21 protein-coding genes are annotated in these 20,792 nt (G+C 39.8%); 20 read left to right on the top strand and 1 reads right to left on the bottom strand.

Going from position 1 to position 20,792, the window contains the following annotated elements; all coding sequences use genetic code 11:
• The first annotated feature begins 49 nt into the window (after positions 1-49).
• From nikR to hypA, 9 genes are all read left to right on the top strand, one after another.
• Positions 50-463 carry a nickel-responsive transcriptional regulator NikR gene (gene nikR / locus CYP28_RS05190; protein WP_103593344.1) on the top strand — a complete coding sequence of 138 codons (414 nt, stop codon included), beginning with the start codon at positions 50-52 and terminating at the stop codon, positions 461-463.
• Between the two features lie 16 nt (positions 464-479).
• The gene (locus tag CYP28_RS05185) at positions 480-857 is read left to right on the top strand and encodes a Na+/H+ antiporter NhaA (protein ID WP_103593343.1); all 378 of its coding nucleotides are present in this window, start codon (positions 480-482) and stop codon (positions 855-857) included.
• A gap of 86 nt (positions 858-943) precedes the next feature.
• Positions 944-2,203: a DUF2157 domain-containing protein gene (locus CYP28_RS05180; protein WP_103593342.1), complete on the top strand. Its 1,260-nt coding sequence runs from the start codon at positions 944-946 to the stop codon at positions 2,201-2,203.
• Positions 2,200-2,805, top strand: a complete 606-nt coding sequence (locus CYP28_RS05175; protein ID WP_103593341.1) for a GDYXXLXY domain-containing protein — start codon at positions 2,200-2,202, stop codon at positions 2,803-2,805. The genes CYP28_RS05180 and CYP28_RS05175 overlap by 4 nt, the downstream gene beginning before the upstream one ends.
• Positions 2,806-2,975: 170 nt before the next feature.
• On the top strand, positions 2,976-3,788 hold the full coding sequence (hypB, locus tag CYP28_RS05170) for a hydrogenase nickel incorporation protein HypB (protein WP_103593340.1): 813 nt from the start codon (positions 2,976-2,978) through the stop codon (positions 3,786-3,788).
• Entirely contained in the window at positions 3,788-4,027 is a 240-nt protein-coding gene (locus CYP28_RS05165) for a HypC/HybG/HupF family hydrogenase formation chaperone (protein WP_054196671.1), read from the top strand. The genes hypB and CYP28_RS05165 overlap by 1 nt, the downstream gene beginning before the upstream one ends.
• Positions 4,027-5,115, top strand: a complete 1,089-nt coding sequence (hypD, locus tag CYP28_RS05160) for a hydrogenase formation protein HypD (RefSeq protein ID WP_103593339.1) — start codon at positions 4,027-4,029, stop codon at positions 5,113-5,115. The genes CYP28_RS05165 and hypD overlap by 1 nt, the downstream gene beginning before the upstream one ends.
• Positions 5,116-5,123: 8 nt before the next feature.
• Positions 5,124-6,116, top strand: a complete 993-nt coding sequence (gene hypE / locus CYP28_RS05155) for a hydrogenase expression/formation protein HypE (RefSeq protein ID WP_103593338.1) — start codon at positions 5,124-5,126, stop codon at positions 6,114-6,116.
• Entirely contained in the window at positions 6,116-6,457 is a 342-nt protein-coding gene (gene hypA / locus CYP28_RS05150) for a hydrogenase maturation nickel metallochaperone HypA (RefSeq protein WP_103593337.1), read from the top strand. The genes hypE and hypA overlap by 1 nt, the downstream gene beginning before the upstream one ends.
• A 240-nt stretch (positions 6,458-6,697) precedes the next feature.
• On the opposite strand, the gene CYP28_RS05145 is transcribed toward hypA, so the two are convergent.
• Positions 6,698-9,163 (bottom strand): AsmA-like C-terminal domain-containing protein, encoded by a 2,466-nt coding sequence (locus tag CYP28_RS05145; protein WP_103593373.1) that lies wholly within the window; start codon positions 9,161-9,163, stop codon positions 6,698-6,700.
• A 73-nt stretch (positions 9,164-9,236) separates the two neighbouring features.
• Between CYP28_RS05145 and mltG the strand changes: the two genes are divergently transcribed.
• The 11 genes from mltG to sdhE all read left to right on the top strand — a co-directional run bounded on the left by mltG (position 9,237) and on the right by sdhE (position 20,706).
• Entirely contained in the window at positions 9,237-10,181 is a 945-nt protein-coding gene (gene mltG, locus CYP28_RS05140) for an endolytic transglycosylase MltG (protein ID WP_103593336.1), read from the top strand.
• 84 nt (positions 10,182-10,265) lie between these two features.
• Positions 10,266-12,440, top strand: coding sequence for an NADP-dependent isocitrate dehydrogenase (locus tag CYP28_RS05135; protein WP_103593372.1), 2,175 nt, complete (start codon positions 10,266-10,268; stop codon positions 12,438-12,440).
• Positions 12,441-12,444: 4 nt separating this feature from the next.
• On the top strand, positions 12,445-13,338 hold the full coding sequence (locus tag CYP28_RS05130) for a lactate/malate family dehydrogenase (RefSeq protein WP_103593335.1): 894 nt from the start codon (positions 12,445-12,447) through the stop codon (positions 13,336-13,338).
• Positions 13,339-13,346: 8 nt separating this feature from the next.
• On the top strand, positions 13,347-13,658 hold the full coding sequence (locus tag CYP28_RS05125) for a 4Fe-4S dicluster domain-containing protein (protein WP_072594263.1): 312 nt from the start codon (positions 13,347-13,349) through the stop codon (positions 13,656-13,658).
• Positions 13,655-14,785, top strand: a complete 1,131-nt coding sequence (locus tag CYP28_RS05120; protein ID WP_103593334.1) for a 2-oxoglutarate synthase subunit alpha — start codon at positions 13,655-13,657, stop codon at positions 14,783-14,785. Before CYP28_RS05125 ends, CYP28_RS05120 begins: the two co-directional genes overlap by 4 nt.
• Positions 14,775-15,620 (top strand): 2-oxoglutarate ferredoxin oxidoreductase subunit beta, encoded by an 846-nt coding sequence (locus CYP28_RS05115; RefSeq protein WP_103593333.1) that lies wholly within the window; start codon positions 14,775-14,777, stop codon positions 15,618-15,620. Before CYP28_RS05120 ends, CYP28_RS05115 begins: the two co-directional genes overlap by 11 nt.
• Positions 15,617-16,168, top strand: a complete 552-nt coding sequence (locus CYP28_RS05110; protein WP_087580111.1) for a 2-oxoacid:acceptor oxidoreductase family protein — start codon at positions 15,617-15,619, stop codon at positions 16,166-16,168. The genes CYP28_RS05115 and CYP28_RS05110 overlap by 4 nt, the downstream gene beginning before the upstream one ends.
• Positions 16,169-16,207: 39 nt before the next feature.
• Entirely contained in the window at positions 16,208-16,630 is a 423-nt protein-coding gene (locus tag CYP28_RS05105; RefSeq protein WP_103593332.1) for a heat-shock protein, read from the top strand.
• 378 nt (positions 16,631-17,008) lie between these two features.
• On the top strand, positions 17,009-18,871 hold the full coding sequence (gene sdhA / locus CYP28_RS05100; protein ID WP_103593331.1) for an 8-methylmenaquinol:fumarate reductase flavoprotein subunit: 1,863 nt from the start codon (positions 17,009-17,011) through the stop codon (positions 18,869-18,871).
• Positions 18,872-18,880: 9 nt separating this feature from the next.
• The gene (gene sdhB / locus CYP28_RS05095) at positions 18,881-19,846 is read left to right on the top strand and encodes an 8-methylmenaquinol:fumarate reductase iron-sulfur subunit (protein WP_103593330.1); all 966 of its coding nucleotides are present in this window, start codon (positions 18,881-18,883) and stop codon (positions 19,844-19,846) included.
• Between the two features lie 2 nt (positions 19,847-19,848).
• Positions 19,849-20,706, top strand: a complete 858-nt coding sequence (gene sdhE, locus CYP28_RS05090) for an 8-methylmenaquinol:fumarate reductase membrane anchor subunit (protein WP_087585917.1) — start codon at positions 19,849-19,851, stop codon at positions 20,704-20,706.
• Positions 20,707-20,792: the final 86 nt, after the last annotated feature.

Here is a 20,792-nt window from a genome sequence, read left to right as displayed (position 1 = left end):
TGATGTATAATGATTGTAAACGGTAATCAAACAAGAAAGGAGCAGAAAAATGGATAGTGTTATACGTTTTAGTGTTTCTTTACCTAGTCAGTTACTTGACGAACTAGATAAAAAGGTTAGCGAACAAGGCTACGCTTCTAGGAGCGAATTTACGAGGGATTTAATACGCGAAAAGATCGTAAGTGATAGCTGGAAGGACGCTAGCGAGGAGTTGATCGGGGTTTTGACGCTCATTTATATGCATCATCACAACGATTTGGTGAATAAAAAGATGGATATAGAGCATAGCTCTGATGTGAAAATCATCTGCACAAACCATGTTCATGTCGATCACCATAACTGCTTAGAAACGATTTCAATAAGAGGCGAGGCGGGCAAAATTGAACGCTTTGCTGAGAGAATTGCTGGTTTAAAAGGTGTTAAATTTTCTAAACTTACAAAGGCTGCTGTTCCTAGGTTTTAGTTTTTTAAGGGTCTTTATGGGTTTTAGGAATTTTTGGGATTTTTTTATAAGTGAAGCTAGTGGTGGTATTTTTCTTATCACTGCTGCTTTAGTGGCATTTATTTTTGAAAATATTTTTTTAAGTAGTTTTTATAACTCATTTTTACAAATCGATACAAGGCTAAATTTTGGTAAATCGCCGATACAAAAGCCCCTTATCCTTTTTGTAAATGATAGTTTGATGGCCGTTTTTTTCTTTTTACTTGGGTTTAGGCTTAAGCGAGAAATTTTTAAAGCAAAGCTTAGGGGTCTGGCCCAAGCTACCTTGCTAAAAATTTTTATCATCGGTGGCATTTTAGCTTCTGTATTTTTTTTATATTTTAAATCACAATTATATTTTTTGTTGAAAGATTAAGGCAGTGTCAATGGATATAGATACGGCATTTAAGACACTGGCTAGAATTTGGTGTTTTGTATATCTTATAAAAGAGAGTGTGAATAATGAACTTTTTAAATAGAATTTTTCTAGCAAAAGAGCTGGATCGGTGGCAAAGTGATGGAATAGTCGATAAAGAGACCGCTATAAAAATAGCAAATTTATATGACATCGATCCTGATGTTCATAGTGACAAGATAAGTTTTGTCCTAAAACTCGTAGCATATCTCTTTTTTGCGCTGGCTTTTTTTACGCTTGTTGGTGCAAATTGGGAAGAGATACCAAGACTAGGACGTTTGACACTTGTGTTGTTTGTACTTGGACTTGTAAATTTTGGTGGAATTTACTATCTCGCAAAGGGAAAGGAAAATCTATCAACGGCGATGTTTTTTCTTGGAAATTTTTGCTTTGGTGCGGCGATTGCTCTTATTGCTCAAATTTATAACATTAGCGATGAGCCAAGCGGCGGTATCTTGCTTTGGAGTATCGGAGCGTTTGCGGTTTCTTTTGCTAGTAAGAAAGGTGTGTTGGTAGCCCAAAGTCTTATCTTTGCGACAGTTTGGTTTTTTATGATAGCTTATCAGGGCGACTTTGGCTTTGGCTTTATCATTTTTATAGTACTTGGCGCATATACGCTTTACAAAGACGACTCAAAATGGCTTGCTTTTGTGCTTTTTATAGATATCTTTATATACATCATTTCATTTTGCGGCTACATTAGCGGTTTTAGAGCGATATTTGATTATGGATTTTTGTTTGGACTTCCTATGGTTGCGATCGTATCGCTATCTTATGCGCTTTTACTTATCAGTATTTCGCCACTACTAGATAAATTTAGAGTAGGGCTTGGCGCATTTACGAAAGAATTTGGTAAAAATTTTGGCGTTTTTGTGTTGCTATTTTGTCTATTTTTATTTGAAGAAAGAAATTTATTTGAGGTTGGAGATGAAGAGCTTTGGTTTGTGAAGTCGTTTTTTAAGAGCAATTTTGGCTTTGTCTTTATTCTATTTAGTGTTGCTTATTTTGCACTATTTTTTAAAGAAAAAAATAAGAGTGGTTTGCTACTTGGGGCACTGCTCGTGTCGTTGCCATTTGTCTTTAGCTACGGGCCTGGCTACGCAAATATATTTTTCTCACTCGCAAATATCATAACAGCTGCGGTTCTTATCAAAAAGGGTGAGTTAAAACTTGGTCTTTGTATGATATTTTTGGTTGCAGCCGTGAGGTATTTCCAGCTAATAGGCGATTATATTGGTGCTACGGCGCTATTTATGGTGTTTGCTTTCATAGTGCTAGTTGTTGCTAGAAAAGGACGTAAAAAATGAAGATAAAAGTCTTAATAGTAGCTGTAATTTTTCAAATTTCGCTTATTGGCATTATGCTTGGCTACGCACTTATGCCGCTTTATTTTGGACAAGAGGTAAGAGTAAGGGTCAATCTTTATGACCCAAGAGATCTTTTTCGTGGAAACTATGTTGATTTAAACTATGAATTTTCAAATTTTCATTCAAGAAATTTTGACGAAAATGATAAAGATGACCGCTATATCGATAAATACGATGAGAGAGTAAGAGATGGGGCTAGAGTTTATGCTGTTTTAAAACCAGATGTTAATGGCACCTACAGCTTTGCTAAATTTAGTATAAGCAAGCCAGATAATGGAGTGTTTTTAGCTGGTAGATATGATGGCTACTCGCTTGTAAAATACGGCATAGAGCAGTTTTATATGTCGCCTGATAGTGCGGCTAATACTGAAAATGAAATGAGAGAAGAAGACGTTCATGCCTATGCTGTTTTGATGGTGATGGATAATGGCAAAGCTAGACTAAAGGATCTAATAATCCAAAAGAATGCCCAAAAAAATAGTAAAAAACTACTCGGTGATGGAAATTTTGATAAGTTGGATGAGATTAGGCAAAAAGAGTAAAGCAAATTTAGTCAAAATTCTTGTGCAAATTTCATTTATATTTTTAAATTTAAATAAAAATTTAAATAAATTAATTAATTTTGATCTATTTGCCAAAACTCCTAAATTTTAATTTTATTTTTAAATTTAAGAGTTAAAATCTCCATAAATTAATAAAAAAGGATGAAAAAATGTGTAAAGATTGCGGTTGTTCAATGGGTAATCACGCCCACGTTCACACTCACGCTGATGGCACCACTCACTCGCACCCACACACTCATGATGGATATACAGATCACGCTCATGACGCACATGAGCACAGTCACGAGGTTCACGCACACCCTGTGCTAAACGAGAGTAAAACCATAGACGTGATAGAGAAAATTCTCTCTGAAAATGATAAAGAAGCTGCCCACAACAGAGCCCATCTTGATGAGAAAAAGATACTTTGTGTAAATTTGATGAGTAGCCCAGGTGCTGGTAAGACGACGCTTTTAGAGGCTACGATAAAGGCTGGTAAGTTTAAAATAGGCGTTGTTGAGGGCGATTTGGAGACAAATCAAGATGCTGATCGCATAGTAAAGGCTGGCGCGAAGGCTCATCAGATAAGCACAGGTCAGACCTGTCACTTGGACGCATTTATGGTGCATGAAGGGCTTCATCACCTGCCACTAAACGAGCTTGATCTAGTCTTTATAGAAAATGTTGGAAATTTAGTTTGCCCTGCGAGCTACGACGTTGGCTCACATTTTAACGCTGTGCTTCTTTCAGTGCCAGAGGGCGATGATAAGGTGAGCAAATATCCAGTGATGTTTAGAGCTGCTGACGTGCTTCTCATTACAAAAGCTTCGCTTGCGCTGCACTTTGACTTTGATATCGAGCGAGTGAAAAACGACGCTAGAAAGCTAAATCCAAAGGTTGATATCTTTGTTATTGACAGCAAAACGGGCGAAGGCATCGACAAATGGATAAGTTATTTGGAATTTAAAAAAGAGCTAAGATAATGTGCCTCTCGATCCCTTCAAAAGTAATAGAAATAGATGAAAATAACGTTGCCACCGTTGAGACTCTGGGTGTTACTAGAAAGGTAAGCCTAGACCTTATATCTGAAGAGGTAAAAGTAGGCGAATATGTGCTAATCCACGTAGGATACGCTATGCAAAAGATCGATACGCAGTTTGCGCTTGAGAGCTTAGAGGTCTATCAAAAGATCGCTGATGATATGAACGCGGGGAAAATTTGATGGATCTTATCAATGACTTTCGCGATAAAAATTTAATCCTAGCCCTTTCAAAACTCATCCAAAAAGAGAGCACAAAGCCCCTAAATATCATGGAAATTTGCGGTGGTCACACGCATAGCATTATGAAATTTGCACTGCCAAACTTAGTTGGAGAGCATATAAATTTCGTCCATGGCCCAGGCTGTCCAGTCTGCGTGATGCCAAAGAGCCGCATAGATGAGGCCTGTAAGCTAGCTAGCATGGATAATGTGATCTTTTGCACGCTAGCTGACATGCTAAGAGTGCCTGGCTCAAAGACTAGCTTGCAAAAGCTTCGCGGCGAAGGGCACGACATAAGAGCACTTTACACGCCACTTGATGCACTAAATATAGCTAAGCAAAATCCAGACAAAAAGGTCATATTTTTTGCGATCGGATTTGAGACGACGACGCCAATGAGCGCAAATTTAGTTGAAAAAGTGGTGCAAGAGGGCATTAAAAATTTATATTTTCACATAAATCACGTAACAGTCCCAGCTCCAGTTAGAGCTATAATGAGCGATGAAAACGTGAGGATAGACGCATTTTTAGGACCAAGTCACGTAAGCGTCATAACTGGAAGTAAAATTTATAAAGAGCTAGCAGATGAGTTTAAAAGACCGATCGCCATTAGCGGTTTTGAGCCGCTTGACATCATGGCAAGTGTGCTAAATTTAGTCCGTCAGCAAAATGCAGGCACTTATGAAGTCTATAACGAGTACGCAAGGGCTGTCAAAGAAGAGGGCAACGTCAAGGCAAAAGAGCTCATAGCTAAGTATTTTGAGCCGTGCGACTTTGTCTGGAGAGGACTTGGCGAGATAGCGCAAAGTGGCATGAAACTAAAAGATGAGTTTGCCTATCTTGACGCCAGAGTGCAGTTTGACTGCAGCGTAGAGAGTGCCGGCGAGAGCAAGGCATGCATTTGCGGACAAATTTTAAGAGGTCTGGCAAAGCCAACAGAGTGCAAAGTCTTTGGCAAGGTTTGCAACCCTCAAAATCCGATAGGATCGTGCATGGTCTCAAGCGAGGGCGCTTGTGCGGCATATTTTAAATACGCAAGAGTTGGTTAAGGAATTTAATGAAAAAGATAATGCTAAGCCACGGCGGCGGCGGCGAGGAGATGAACTCGCTTATAAACGAGACGATATTTAAAATTTTTGATAACGAAATTTTAAGGCAGAGCAACGACTCAGCGATACTAAATTTAAACGGCAAGATCGCATTTAGCTCCGATAGCTTTGTAGTAACTCCCATTTTTTTTAATGGCGGCGACATCGGCAAGATCGCAGCTTGCGGCACGATAAACGACCTAGCGATGGTTGGAGCAAGTGCAAAATACCTAAGCTGTTCGCTCATCATTGAAGAGGGGCTAAGTATAGAGGAGCTTGAGCACGTGCTTGGCTCGCTTGCAAAAACTTGCAAAGAGAGCGGTGTAAGCGTAGTTTGTGGCGATACAAAGGTCGTACCAAAGGGCAAATGCGATAAAATTTTTATAAACACAGCAGGCATCGGCGAGATAGTTTGCGAAGGCGTGGAGCTTAAAAATTTAAAAGCAGGGGCAAAAATTTTAATCTCTGGAGATGTTGGCAGACACGGCGGCGTGGTGCTTGCAGCAAGAGAAGAATTTGAGCTTGGGCTTGATCTGAAAAGTGACTGCAAGAGCCTAAAAGAGGTTGCCTTAAAGCTATTTAGCGCTGGTATAAAGCCCCAATGCATGCGTGATGCGACAAGAGGTGGACTAAGCGCAGTGCTAAATGAATGGGCCAAATTTGCTAAATTTGACATCTTAGTTTTTGAAGAAAATATCAAGGTCGCAGACGAAGTGATGGGCGTTTGTGAGCTATTTGGATTTGAGCCTTATGAACTTGCAAATGAGGGCACTTTTGTGATAGCAGTTGATGAGAGCCAGGCCGAGGACGCACTTGTGATTTTGCGAGAATTTGATAAAAACGCGATGATAATAGGCGAGGTAATGGAGGCTAAAAACGAGCGCGTCATCATCGAAAACGCCTATAAATCAAGAAGATTTCTCGAGCCGCCAAAGGGTGAACTACTACCAAGGATCTGCTAATGCACGAGCTTAGTATCGTTCAAAATTTAGTCAGCCTTTGTGAGAAAAATGCTGCCAAAGAAAACGCCAAAGAGATAAGCAAGATCGAGATAAAGGTCGGCCGTTTAAGCGGAGTGGAGCCTCATTATTTGCAGAGTGCATTTGATGTTTATAAGGCTGGTACGATCTGCGAAAACGCCGAGCTTGTCATAAATTTACAAGGCATTGTTGTAGAGTGTTTGGATTGTGGATTTGGCGGAGAGCTTAATGAAAATGACTTTACATGTCCTAAGTGCAAAAGCCAAAATTTAAAGGTGACTGACGGCGAAGATATGTATCTCATGCGCCTTGAGATGAAGTAAATTTTACATATTTTTATATGTAAAATTTTATGTTTTTTATTTAAATATTTTAATAGTGGTAGTAGCAAAAATAGCTATCAAAACCTTGATCTTTAGCTTTTGATGTCTTTTGGCTAGTTAAATTAAGCATTATGCACTTTACGAGCTGAGGATAATATATATAATCAAAAATGAGTGCCACTCTTGGTTTTAGAAGTAGCCAATAATTTTTCTATAATTTCCGTGCGTTGCAGATTTAAACTACTCAAATATCAAAAACGGAGCCTGAATCACGTTTCTTATTATCTTTAGTGGCGAAAGCAAGGCATCTTGCAGGATCTGCGTCGAGTACTCAGGCTTATCAGTAGTGCCACGTATGGCGATGACGGTTGAGAGCGAGCGGTCCTTGCCAAGGATTATTTGGTTGATAAGTGGGATCTTGTTGATAATGCCGCTTGCGTCTTTTAGTATCTTTAGCTCAAGGTCGATATTTATCTTTTTGCTCTTTAGATCGATCGTGCCGCGTCCGCCGATATCTGCGCTCGTGCCTATCATCTCAATCGCTAAAAACTCGATCAAGTCGCCATTTCTAGTGAGTAAAATTTTACCATTTTTAACAGTAAAGCCCTTGTCGTTAAAATCAGGTGTTTTAAAGCTAAGAAGCGATGGAACCGAGTTTAAAAAGCTAAGCAACCTTTGATAAAAGATATAGTCCTTTAAAAAAGTATCAAAAAACCTCACCTCTGCCTTGAAATTCTTTGAGTTTTCTCCAAGCATTTTTAGTCGAAATTTACCGCCCTCAAAGCTCTTGATGCCAAAAAGGTCGTTTATAAATTCTCCGCTTATGTCAGTTGCATCTAAATTTATACTCTTTTCATCGTTAAAATATCCAACTCTTCCTTGCTGCGCCAGCCCATTTAGCGAGGTGCTTTTGCCCTTTTTCTCGGCGCTAAAGCTAGTAAATGGCAAGGTCTTGTTTAGATCCCTTAAAATGATATCGCCATTTTTTGCTAAAAGCTCAAGCGGTGTGCTTTGCTCGCTAGTTTTGTTATCGTCAAGCACTAGCAAATTTAGATCTTTAGTTTTTACGTTTATGGCTTTTTCTTTTATGTCTAGGCTTAGCTTTTTACTTGCACTATCTACCTTCACACCAGCTTTTGAGACTAAAATTTTAAGATCATCGTTTTCATATTTTGAGCCATTTTTATCTAAAAACGGCAAGTCAAAGTTTACCTCTTTGGCAAAAATTTCAAGATCAGTAAAATCCTTGCTTTTTATACTAAGTTCATCAAAACCACGCACGCCGTTTTGCTTTAAAACTGGCGAGTTTTGTAGAATAAATTCGCTGTTTTTTGTTGAGATAACATTCTCTTCTCCAAAGCTCATATCAAGCCCAAATGGCTCTATCTTAAGCAAAGTTTCATCAGCCTTACTAAAGTCCAAAAATGCACTAAATGGCTCATTCTTAAAGGCTAAAATTTCATCATTTTTCTCTTTTAGATCAAAGCTTTCTATGACGCCCTTTATCTCGCCGGTGCTTTTTTGTAAATTTATATTGGCTTTTGCATTTGCCTTGAAAAAATCAAGCCCAAAACCGCTTGCATCGATGTTTAGCGCAGAAGTATTTACAAGCTTTACAAGGGCGCTTTTAGCGTTAAATTTACTCCCAGCGATATCTAAAATCGCGTCACTTAGCTTAAATTCTCCATTTGCAATGACGCTTCTTTCATCAAAATTTTCTAAGCTTTTCTCATCAAGCTTTATCAAAATTTTTAAGCTAGCATCCATTTTTCCGCTTAGCTGCCTTACTGGCACGATGATCTTATAGGCTTTTAATATCTTATTTATAGCTTCATCATAGATCGATTTTGTCTTTATAAAAAGCTCTAAATTTGCACTTTTTTCATCAAAGATATTATTTATCACAACGCTTGAGCCATCAAGCTTTTTGCCCTTGTAAATAGGCGAAATAAGATCAAATTTAAGCTTTGAGTTTTTAAGTGTGATATTTGCCTCGCCTACATTTACGGCAGGCAAGTCTTTTTCAAATTTAACGAGCAAATTTTTAGTATTTGCGGTGGCATTTAGATCATTTAGATAAAAGTTATTTTTGGCTAGATCAGCCTTGCCATTTATCTCTTTTAGCTCGTAATCATCAGCAACGATGTATCCATATATCCAGTTTTTAACTTCACTATTTAGCTCTATGCGTCTGTCAAGCTCATCAATGAAGTTTTTAATGCTTCCAGCCTCGACATCGTAAGCTTTGTAGGTTAAAAATGTATCTTTTAGAGCAAAATTTAGCTTACCGTGCAGCTCATGAGAGGTAAAATTTCCATTAAATTTATAGTCATTTTTATCAAAATCAGCACTCCCTTCGCCACTAATGCTGACATTAAAATCCTTAAAGCTTAAATTTCTAACGCTAAAAAGATCTATTCCGTCTTGCTGTTCGTTTTGGAATTTAATGTCTACATTTAAATAAGGGCTATCAACAAAAAATATATCATCTAAAAATAGAATTTTTAGTTTAAAATCATCTCCTATTTGCACATTTTCAAGTGAAATTTCTTGAAAAATCGTATCTATAAAATCTACGCTTTTACTAAGGTTTAAAAGGCGCTCATCGCTGCTTTTTTGCTTGCTCTCTTTCTTAAAATTTGGAAGCCTTATCTGCTTTGCTCTTGCAATTAATTTTTTATCTAATTTTATATATAATTGCTCCAATTTTACGCCGTAAAACTCGAAATCGTTAATTTTTATGCCGTATTTTAAAAGTAAGATAAATGAAAGAATCAAGATGATAAAAAATTTTATGAAAAAGCCATATTTAGACATTTTTTTTGATATCGTAGCCATCATTTTCCTAAGTATTTTTGTCTATTTGGCACGCCCTATAAACACAAGCAAGGTCGTTTTTATACCAAAGGGAAGTGTGGGCGAGATTATATCTTATTTAGCTAATCGCAACTTTAACTTAAGCGTGATAGACAAGTACGCCATACTTTTTATTGGCTCTCCGCAATCTGGCTGGATAGAGATCGGCCAAGATAAAATTTCAAGGGTTGATTTTTTAAAAAAACTTGCAAAAGCAAAAGCAGCTTTAACCGAGATAACGCTAATACCAGGCGAAACGACTATTATTTTTTTAAACCAGATCGCCGCCCAGCTAGGACTTGATCCAGTTAAGCTAAATAGCGAATATAACGCCCTTGCTCCAGTGAGTGACGGCTTTTTGATGCCAAATACATATAAAATTCCAATAGGTATCAGCGAAAGGCACCTTGCTTTTTATCTTATAAATTCATCAAGAAAGGCTCAAAGCGAGATCAGCAATAAAATTTTTGGCGAATACAACGAGAAAAAATGGTTTAAAATTTTAACGATTGCATCGATTATCCAAAAAGAAGCGGCAAATGATGCCGAGATGCCACTTGTTGCCTCAGTCATCTATAACCGCCTTGATAAAGGCATGAGGTTGCAAATGGACGGTACACTAAACTATGGAATTTATTCGCACGATGTGATCACGGCTGAGCGCATAAGAAGTGATATGAGCGAGTTTAACACATATCTAAACGACGGCATTCCGCCAAGCCCGGTCTGCTCGGTCTCAATAAGTGCGATCAAAGCGGCGATAAACCCTGCAAAGAGCGATTATTTATACTTTGTGCTTGATAAAAAGGCGAAAAAGCATATTTTTTCAAAAACCTTAAGCGAGCACAACCAAAATATAGGAAAATAGAGCTAGAATTTGCGGCAAATGCCTAAAATACAACGAGATTTAATAAAGAAAGTGATAAATTTTAAAAAAACTAAAAGGGCTAAAATGAGTGACATTATCTGGACCAAAACTGACGAAGCACCGCTTTTTGCAAGCTACTCTCTTTTTCCTATCGTAAAGAGCTTTTTATCACGCGCTGACATTAGCATAACAAGGGCCGATATTAGCCTGGCTGGGAGAATTTTATCTCTTTTTAGCAAAGAGCTTGGACTAAATAAGGCCGATGAGTTGGAGCTTTTAGGCGAGCTGACCAGTCACAAAGAGGCAAATATCATAAAACTGCCAAACATCTCAGCCACTCTCGTTCAGCTAAAAGCAGCGATTGACGAGCTTAGAAACAATGGCATAAACGTGCCGTTTTACCCAGACGAGATCATCACAGACTACGACGAAGAGGTTGCTAAAAAATACTCAAAAGTGCTAGGAAGCGCCGTAAATCCTGTGCTTAGGCAAGGTAACTCAGATAGAAGAGTCTTGCCACCGGTTAAAGAATTTGCCAAAAAGCATCCTCATAGCAATGGCGACTGGGATAAGACAAATAAAACTAAAATTTGCTACATGCAAAAGGGCGATTTTTATGAAAATGAGAGCTCAATCATCGCTAACAAAGATGAGAAATTTTATGTAAATTTCATAAGTAAAGAGGGCAAAAAAGAGCTTTTAAAAGAGCTTACCATCCAAAGCGGAGAAATAGTTGATGCCACATATTTAAGCGTAGATGAGCTAGATAAATTTTATGAAAGCTGTTTTGAAGAGGCAAAAAAAGAGAATTTAACCTTAAGCCTTCATCTAAAATGCACAATGATGAAGGTTAGCGATCCAGTCATCTTTGCGCATGCGATAAAAAGCTATTTTAAAGAGGTTTTTGAGCTATTTGGTGAGGAGTTTAAAGCTCACGGCGTGGAGGCAAAAAACGGCTTAAAAGATATGTTTGCTAAAATTTCGCAGCTTAAAAACAAAGATGAAATTTTGGCTAAATTTGATGAAATTTTGAGCAAAAAGGCAAAAATTTGGGCATTAAATGAAAATGCCAGCAACTTTGACGTGCCAAATGACGTCATAATAGACGCCTCAGTGCCTGCGCTAATTAGAAACTCTGGCAAGGTAAAAGATAGAAGCGGCGAGCTAAATTTCTCACTTTGCATGATCCCAGATAGGACCTATGCTAGGGTTTATGAGGCTTGCGTAGCGGACTTTAAGGAGCATGGTGCGCTTGATGTAAGTAGCATTGGTAGCGTAGCAAACGTGGGGCTAATGGCTAAAAAGGCCGAGGAGTATGGCAGTCACGATAAGACTTTTATCGCAAAAGAGGACGGAGAATTTGTAGTTTTTGACGAAGCGGGCAAGAGCGTCTTTAAATTTAGCGTTAAAAGTGGCGACATTTTTAGGATGACTCAGGCAAAAGATGATGCGATAAATGCGTGGTTTGAGCTTGCTTTAAAAAGAGGTGAAATTTCAAAAGATGAGCTTATTTTTTGGCTAGATAGTAGCCGTGCTCATGATAGAAATTTGATAGCTAAATTTGAAAAATTTAGAGATAAATTTACTAGTGCTGGCGTGAAATTTGAGATTTTAAACTACGAGCAAGCGACTACAAAAACGCTTGAGGCAATAAGAGCTGGCAAAAACGTTATAAGCGTAACTGGTAACGTTTTAAGAGATTATTTAACCGATCTTTTTCCGATATTTGAGCTAGGTGGCAGCTCAAAAATGCTCTCAGTAGTGCCACTACTTGCTGGTGGAGTGATGTTTGAGACTGGCGCTGGTGGAACGGCTCCAACGCTTGTAAAAGAGCTAAAAGAGAAAAATCATCTGCTTTGGGATAGTCTCGGCGAGTTTTTAGCGCTTAGTGCTTCACTCGAGCATCTGGCATTTGCTAAGCAAAAAAAAGAGGCAAAAGAGCTAAGTGATGCGCTAAATAGAGCGGTTGCTAGCTATTTGGACGAAAACAAAACGCCAAATGCTACTCTTGATACTAGGGAGTCACACTTTTATCTAGCGCTTTTTTGGGCAAGAGAGATGGCAAAAAGTGGCGGGATTTTAAGCAAAATTTTTGAAAATTTAGCAGACGAGCTAGAGAAAAATGAGAGCAAAATTTTAAAAGAGATAAGACAAAATGATGGTGCAAGCGTGGAATTTGGCGGATATTATTTGCCAGATGAAGTGAGGGCAAATGAGGTCATGAGACCAAGTAAAATTTTAAATCAAATAATAGGATGAGAAAATGAAAATAAGTATAGTTGGAGCTGGAAACGTCGGTGCGAGCATAGCTTATGCGCTTTGCATGAGAGAAGTTTGCGATGAGATCGCGCTTGTGGATATATTTGGTGATGTGGCACGTGCAAAAGCGATCGATCTAGCGCAGTCAAGCTGCGTTTTTAACGCAAAAACTACCGTTTGCGGTGGCGATGACTTTATGCTAATAGAGGGCAGTGATATAGTAGTGGTAACTGCTGGAAGCCCAAGAAAAGAGGGTCAAACAAGAGAGGACTTACTTCTTAAAAATGCCGTCGTTGTAAAACAAACAGCTCAAAATATCGCAAAATTTGCACCAAATGCGGTGATAATCGTCGTGACAAATCCGCTTGATGTGATGGTCTGGACGGCTCATAAATTTAGTGGTTTTAGCAAAAATAAAGTGATCGGCATGGCTGGTGAGCTTGATGGCGCAAGATGCAGATATGAGCTAGCACTTCTAAAAGACAAGGACGCAAAAGGGCTAAAGACAAAGATAATTGGTGCTCATAACGACGAGATGATCGTATCTGCTAGTAATATCAGCGAAAATTTAAACGAAAATGAGCTAGCAACTCTTAAAAAAGAGACAAGCACAGGTGGCGCAAAGATCGTTAAGCTTCTTGGCACTTCAGCTTACTACGCACCAGCGGCTGCAGTTGTAAAAATGTGTGAAGCGATCATGGGTAAGAGTGATGAAATTTTAAGTGCTAGCGTGCTTCTTGATGATGAACTAAGTTGCGGCAGGCTAGCAAGGCTTGGACGTGAGGGCTTAAAAGAAATTTTAGAGCTAAATATAAATGAAAGTGAGCAAGAGCAGCTAAGTAAAAGCGAAGCTGATATTAGAAAAAACATTAAATTTTTAAAAGAAAATTTGGATTAGGAATATAGATGATAGTAAAAGAAAACGTACCTGTTTGGGTCGATGAGAGCAGGTGTAAAGCCTGTGATGTCTGCGTGAGCTACTGTCCAGCTGGTGTGCTAGCGATGAGACTTGAGCCAAAGGCGGTGCTTGGCAAGATGATAGAGGTGGTCTATGCTGACTCATGCATAGGATGCCGTGACTGCGAGCTTCACTGTCCTGATTTTGCCATTTATGTGGCTGATAAAGGCTTTAAATTTGCAAAGCTAACGCCAGAGAGCAAAGAGCGAGCTGCGGCTGTAAAGGCAAATAAATTTGCAAAACTTGGAGAGAGCGCATGAGAGAGGTAGTATCAACTGGAAATGCCCTAGTAGCAAGGGCTGCGGTCGAGTGTGGCTGTAACTTCTTTGGCGGATATCCTATCACTCCAAGCAGTGAGATAGCCCACGAGCTAAGCGTGCTTTTGCCAAAACATGGCGGCACATTTATACAAATGGAAGATGAGATAGCTGGGATTTCAGTAGCTCTTGGCGCAAGTGCGAGCGGTGCTAAAGCGATGACTGCAAGCTCAGGTCCTGGAATTTCACTAAAGGCTGAGCAAATAGGGCTTGGCTTTATCGCTGAGATACCGCTTGTCATCGTAAACGTAATGCGCGGCGGCCCTTCAACTGGCCTGCCAACCAGAGTCGCACAAGGCGATATCTTGCAGGCTAAAAACCCAACTCACGGCGATGTAAATATGATCGTCCTTGCGCCAAGTAGCCTAGAGGAGTGCTATACGCAAACCGTGCGTGCATTTAACCTTGCAGCTAGGTTTATGACACCAGTTATACTGCTACTTGATGAGACGATAGGTCACATGCAAGCTAGAGTGCGCCTGCCAGAGATTAGCGAGCTAGAAATTTATAAAAGAAGAGAATTTAGTGGCGAGCCAAAAGAGTATAAGCCATACGAGGCCGCACCTGATGAGCCAGCTACGCTAAATCCTTTCTTTAAAGGCTATCACTACCATATAACTGGGCTTCATCACGGCGCAACTGGCTTTCCAACAGAAGATGGCAAGATAGTTGAATACTCGATAAATAGGCTATTTGATAAGATAAATTTACACACTGATGAGTGCGAGAAATATGAAGAATTTATGCTTGAAGACGCTGAAATTTGCATTATCGCCTTTGGTAGCGTGGCGCTTTCAGCCAAGCAAGCGATATTGAATTTACGTGAAAAAGGGCTAAAAGTAGGGCTATTTAAGCCACTCACACTTTTCCCAGCTCCAGCTAAAAAGCTAAAAGAGATATCAAATAAATTTAAGAAAATTTTAGTCTGCGAGCTAAATTTAGGCCAGTATAGTGGCGAAATTTCAAAGATCATCTTAAGAGATGACTTTGCAAAACTGCTAAAAGCAAACGGCAGACTGATAAGCCCAAGCGAGATCGAGGCGAAGATAGGAGAAATTTATGGCTTTTAATTACGATAAATATTTACGAACAGATAAAATGCCTACTCTTTGGTGCTGGGGCTGTGGCGACGGCGTCATACTAAAGGCACTCATCCGCGCTATCGACGCCATGGGCTGGGATATGAACGACGTTTGCGTGGTCTCAGGTATAGGCTGCTCTGGCCGCTTTAGCGGATATATTAACTGCAACACCATTCACACAACTCACGGCAGAGCCGTAGCTTACGCGACTGGCGTAAAGATGGCAAATCCAGACAAGCACGTCATTGTTGTAACTGGCGATGGTGACGGACTAGCGATCGGAGGCAATCACACGATACATGGATGCCGTCGAAATATCGGGCTAAATCATATCCTTATAAACAACTTCATCTATGCGCTAACCAACTCGCAAACCAGCCCAACCACGCCAAAAGGCATGTGGACGGTCACAGCGCAATACGGCAACATCGATCCTAGCTTTGACGCCTGTAAGCTCGCAACTGCCGCAGGTGCTAGCTTTGTTGCGCGTGGTAGCGTCATCGAGCCAGAGAAGCTTACAAAACTCTTTGTAGAGGGCTTTAACCACGATGGATACAGCTTTTTTGATGTATTTTCAAACTGCCACATAAATTTAGGCCGCAAGAACAAAATGGGCGAGGCAGTAAAAAATTTAGAGTGGATAAAGGGCCGCACGACGAGCAAGGTCAAATTTGACATGCTAAGTGACGAGGAGAAAGAGGGCATTTTCCCACTTGGCGTGCTTCACAAAGATGAAGCCAAGATCGAGTACACCAAGGCTTACGACATGGTAAGAAAGGCTGCAATGAGCGGCGAAGCGATAAATTTTGAGGAGCTAGCATGAAGTCACAACTAAGATTTGTCGGCGTTGGCGGACAGGGCGTCATACTAGCAGGCGAGATCCTCTCAGCTGCCAAGATAAAAGCAGGCGGATACGGCGTCAAGGCATCTACATACACATCTCAGGTGCGTGGCGGCCCAACGAAGGTCGATATCATCCTTGATGAGAAAGAAATTTTATATCCTTATGCAAACGAGGGCGAGATAGACTTTATGCTTGCCACTGCACAGATAAGCTATGATGCCTTTAAAAGCGGCGTAAAAGAGGGCGGTGCGATCGTTGTCGAGCCAAATTTGGTAAAAGTAAGCGATGAAGATAAAAAGCGCTGGAAAATTTATGAAATTCCTATTATCTCTATCGCAAAAGACGAGGTTGGTAACGTCATCACTCAAAGCGTCGTTGCTCTTGGTGTGGCTGTGGCGATGAGTAAATGCATGGATGAAAATTTAGTGCGTGAAGAGATGCTAGCAAGCGTGCCAGCTAAGGTCAAAGAGGCAAATGCAAAAGCTTACGAGCTAGGCCTAAAATACGCAAAAGAGCTTTTGAAATAAATTTTTGGCTAAATTTAAATTTAGCCAAGATCTCCCAAAATGGATCAGATAAAACTAGAAAATTTTTATAAAGAACATGGCTTTGATATGCCTATCATTAGGAGCTTATCGTCTAATGGGTGCTTAAAGATAAGAGAGAATTTGCTTCATAAATTTAGCCTAGATGATATAGATGAGTTTTTTAAAATAGATAAATTTAATAAATTTGATGGCTTTAGCGCGGACGAAGTAAATTTTGACTTAACTGCTGCTTTCAGAGATCTTGACATTGTCACACCAAATGAAATTTGCATAAATTTTAATAAATTTGAGAGCATTGATATTTTACATTTTGATGATCTATCTAAATTTTTTAGCGATATCTGGTATCCGTCACTTGATGATATTGAGATATTTGATCTAAAATTAAACTGGATCGTTTCAGTCAGACACTACGGCGTGATATACTACGTAAAACTATAAATTTAACTCTTTTTGATAATAAAACAATTTTATCCTATTTTTATATATTAGTTTATTTTATTTATAAATATTTAATATTTTTGTTAAAAATACGCTAAATAGGTCTTTTTACTTACTTTTTATCTTTTTAACATAAAAAATACAAATTTTATTTTATAAAATAATTAAACCTTACAAAAATAGCCATTTACTAGCACTTTTTTACAAATTTTTTCATATCTAAATTCTAAAAATAAATTTTATGTAAAATTTAAGTAAATTTGATATAAAGTTACATCATTAATTTTTTAATTAATCTACTTATTTTAAAAAAAAATAAGAAAATAAACTGGCGGTGCGTTTTAAACGCTAAAAATTTACTAAGATAGGAAGTTATCAATGAGTGAAAAATTTACCAGAAGAGAATTTCTACAAAGTGCCTGTATCAGCGTAGGTGCGCTAGCTACAACGGCTGGTGCGACTAATGTTTTTGCTGGTGAGTTGCCAAAAGGCAATGAAAATGGCTTGCCATCTGTTGATGTGCTAATAATCGGTTCTGGTGGTGCTGGACTTCGTGCAGCAACAGCCGTTCGCAAGCAATATCCAAACTCAACCGTCGTTGTTGCTACAAAGATGATGCCATCTCGCAATGCGACCTGTATGGCGGAGGGCGGAATAAACGGCGTTACTGACTTTAGTAATGGCGATAGCTTCAAGCTTCACGCTTATGACACAGTTAAAGGTGCGGCTTATCTTGCCGATCAAGATGCAGTTGTGAAATTTTGCGAGGCAGCAGGCGCAGTCATCCACGAGCTAGACCACAACGGCATGCTCTTTTCTCGTATAGATAATGGCGACGTGTCTCGTAAAGATAACGGTGATGTTGCGTTTCGCTTCATGGGTGGCGCTAGTAAAAAACGCTGTAACTACGCAGCTGATAAAACTGGCCACATTTTGATGCACGCCTGTCTTGATGACGCTATCACAGCTGGCGTTAAATTTCTAATGGATCATGAGCTGCTTGAGATCGGTCTTGAGGATGGCAAAGTAGAAGGCGTCGTTCTTCGCAACATCCAAGATGGTCAAATTTATCCAGTCCTTTGCAAGTCACTTGTTATCGCAACTGGCGGATACACTAGAATTTTCTATAACCGCACATCAGTTCCATTTATAGCAACTGGTGATGGCATCGCTGCTGCGCTTCAAGCAGGTCTTGGTTTTGAAGATCCTGAGATGCTTCAGTTTCACCCAACTGGCGTTCAAAATGGTGGCACACTAATCACAGAAGCTGCTCGTGGCGAGGGTGGATACTTGTTAAATAACAAGGGCGAGCGCTTTATGAAAAACTATCACGAAAAGATGGAACTAGCTCCTCGTGACGTTGTCGCTCGTGCTATCGAGACAGAAATTCGCGAGGGTAGAGGCTTTGGCGAGGGTATGAGCGCTTATGTGCTTTGTGACGTTCGCCACCTTGGCAAAGATACCATTATGAAAAAGCTTCCAAAAATTCGCCACACTGCTATGCTTTTCCAAAATATCGATCTAATCGAGCAACCAGTGCCTATTCGCCCAACAGCTCACTACTCAATGGGCGGTATAGAAGTAGCAAAATTTGATGATATGAGCACAAAAATTCCTGGAATTTATGTAGGTGGCGAGGCTTCATGCGTATCTATCCACGGTGCAAACCGCCTTGGTGGTAACAGCCTAACTGACGCAGTTGTAACTGGCGATCTAGCTGGCAAGGGTGCTGGTGCTTACGCTCAAAATGCAAAATTTGCAAGCGGCAAGAAAACTTCTGAGCTAGCAAAAATGTGGCAGGATAAATTTAAAGCCATAGCAACAGGCGAGGGCGGTGTGAACGATATGTACGCACTTCGTGAAGAGCTTGGTAAAAACAACTGGGATCTAATGGGTATCTTTAGAACTGGTGCAAAATTAGATCAGCTCTCTAAAAATTTAGAAGCTATCCAGGCAAAATATGACACCATCAAAGTGCCAAATAAAAATCCAGTCATGAACACATCATTTACCGACTATGTCGAGCTTGGCAACCTTATACTTCTTTCTCGTGCAGCATGCCTTGCAGCGCAAAATCGTCTTGAGAGTCGTGGTGCTCATACAAGAGAGGACTATCCAAAAAGAGATGATGTAAATTTCTTAAAACATAGCATAGTCACACTAAAAGACGGCAAGCTTGAACTTAGCTACAAAGACGTTGTGACAGGCATATTTTCACTTGACGGCAAGAAGCCAGAGTAAGGAGCTAGGATGAAAATTATTATCGACCGTTTTGACGGAACTAAAAAATATGAATCAACTTATGAGCTAACAAATGAAGAGATCAAAGGCAAAACTCTTTTAACAGTGCTTCTTGATATCAAACAAAAAAAGGATGCGACGCTAAATTTCACTGCATCTTGCCGTTCAGCGATATGTGGAGCGTGTGCTGTTAGAGTAAATGGTCACTCGTATCTAGCTTGCGATACAAAGATGAATGAGCTTTTAGCTGAGTATGATAACCCAGAGAGCATAAGAATTTCTCCACTTGGAAATTTCAGGGTCATCTCTGATCTTATGGTGGACTGGGAGCCAAGTATCGAAAATTTACGCAAGATAAAGCCTAGCATTACTGCTAAGTCAGAATTTAGCGCAGAAAAAGGCTGTAAGCAAAGTCAAAAAGAGTATGAAAAAGTAGCGCTTGAATGGGACTGCATACTTTGCGGAGCGTGCGCTAGTGAGTGTAATAAACTTGAAGCTGATGCGAGCGATTATATGCAGCCATTTGTATTTGTTCATGCTTATAGAGCGGCGTTTGACTCACGCAACAAAGATCCTATGCCACACCTAAAACCAGCTATCGACAACGGCCTTTGGATGTGTGTAAAGTGCCAAGAGTGCGCTGATCGCTGTCCAAAAGGCATAAGCGCATGTAAAGATATAACTGATCTTCGCATCATGGCTATACAAAAAGGCTTTGATGATGGTATGGGGCCAGATCATGCTGAGGCGTTCTTAACCGATCTAGTTGATGGCTCAGGCAGACTAAATGAGATCAAGCTTGCACTTCGCTCTGAGGGAGTGTTTAGAAATATGGGCAAAATGGATATCGCTGCAAATTTAATGCTTGCAGGTAAGATGAATCCGCTTCATATCTTTGGCGAAGAGGACATAGAAGGACATGATGATCTAGTAAAAATGATAAATGCGGCTCGCAAAGCTGCTAGTAAGGAGTAATTATGCAAAACGAATTCGCTTTTTTCCCAGGATGCGTACTCTCTCAAGCAGCTAAAGAGGCTAAGATGTCGCTTGAGGCTATCGCTCCGATACTTGGCTGGAAGCTTCACGAGATAAAGGGCTGGAGCTGCTGTGGTGCCCAACAAGCACAAGACGTCGATCCTATCGCTACGCTTGTGGCAAATGCTAGAAACATAGCGCTTGCAGAGCAGATGAATATGCCGATGCTTACGACATGCTCAACTTGTATGCTAACTCTAACAAGAGCAAAAACTACACTTGATAAGGGTGCAAAGGACCGCATAAATACTTTCTTGGCTGAGGGCAATATGAAATATAATGGCTCAACCGAGATCACAAGCCTTCTTTGGGTGCTTTATCAAAACGTAGAAACGCTAAGAGCAAAGGTTGTTAAACCACTTAGTGGGCTAAAAGTAGCACTATTTTACGGCTGTCATAGCCTAAGACCTGAAAAAGATCTGCATAATAGAGAAAGCTCAGTCAATCCAAAGAGCTTTGAAACTGTTGTAGGTGCACTTGGTGCTACTATTGTGCCATTTGAAAAAAGACTTGACTGCTGTGGTTTCCACGCTAGTTATCCAGCTGGCACATCTGTAAGAAAAATGTCAAGCCAGATCGTAAATAATGCCGATGAAAACGGCGCTGACGTAGTTGTCACACCATGCCCACTTTGTCAAATGCAACTTGACATCTACCAAGAGAGATATCAAGATGAGAACCACTCAAACGTGAGAAAGCCAATCATTCACTTATCTCAGCTTGTAGGTCTTGCACTTGGACTATCTGTTGAAGATCTTGGACTTGATCTAAACATCATCGACGCTACCAAGATAGCGTAAAATTTATCCCACGTCTTTTGGCGTGGGAAATTTAGCTTACACAATTAAATTTTTACCGTAATAAAAACAATAAATACAAGAAATTA

Origin of the sequence: Campylobacter concisus (assembly GCF_002914195.1) — a bacterium.
Classification (GTDB): domain Bacteria; phylum Campylobacterota; class Campylobacteria; order Campylobacterales; family Campylobacteraceae; genus Campylobacter_A; species Campylobacter_A concisus_M.
Note: the sequence above shows the minus strand (reverse complement) of the source record. Positions and strands in the feature narration are given on the sequence as shown.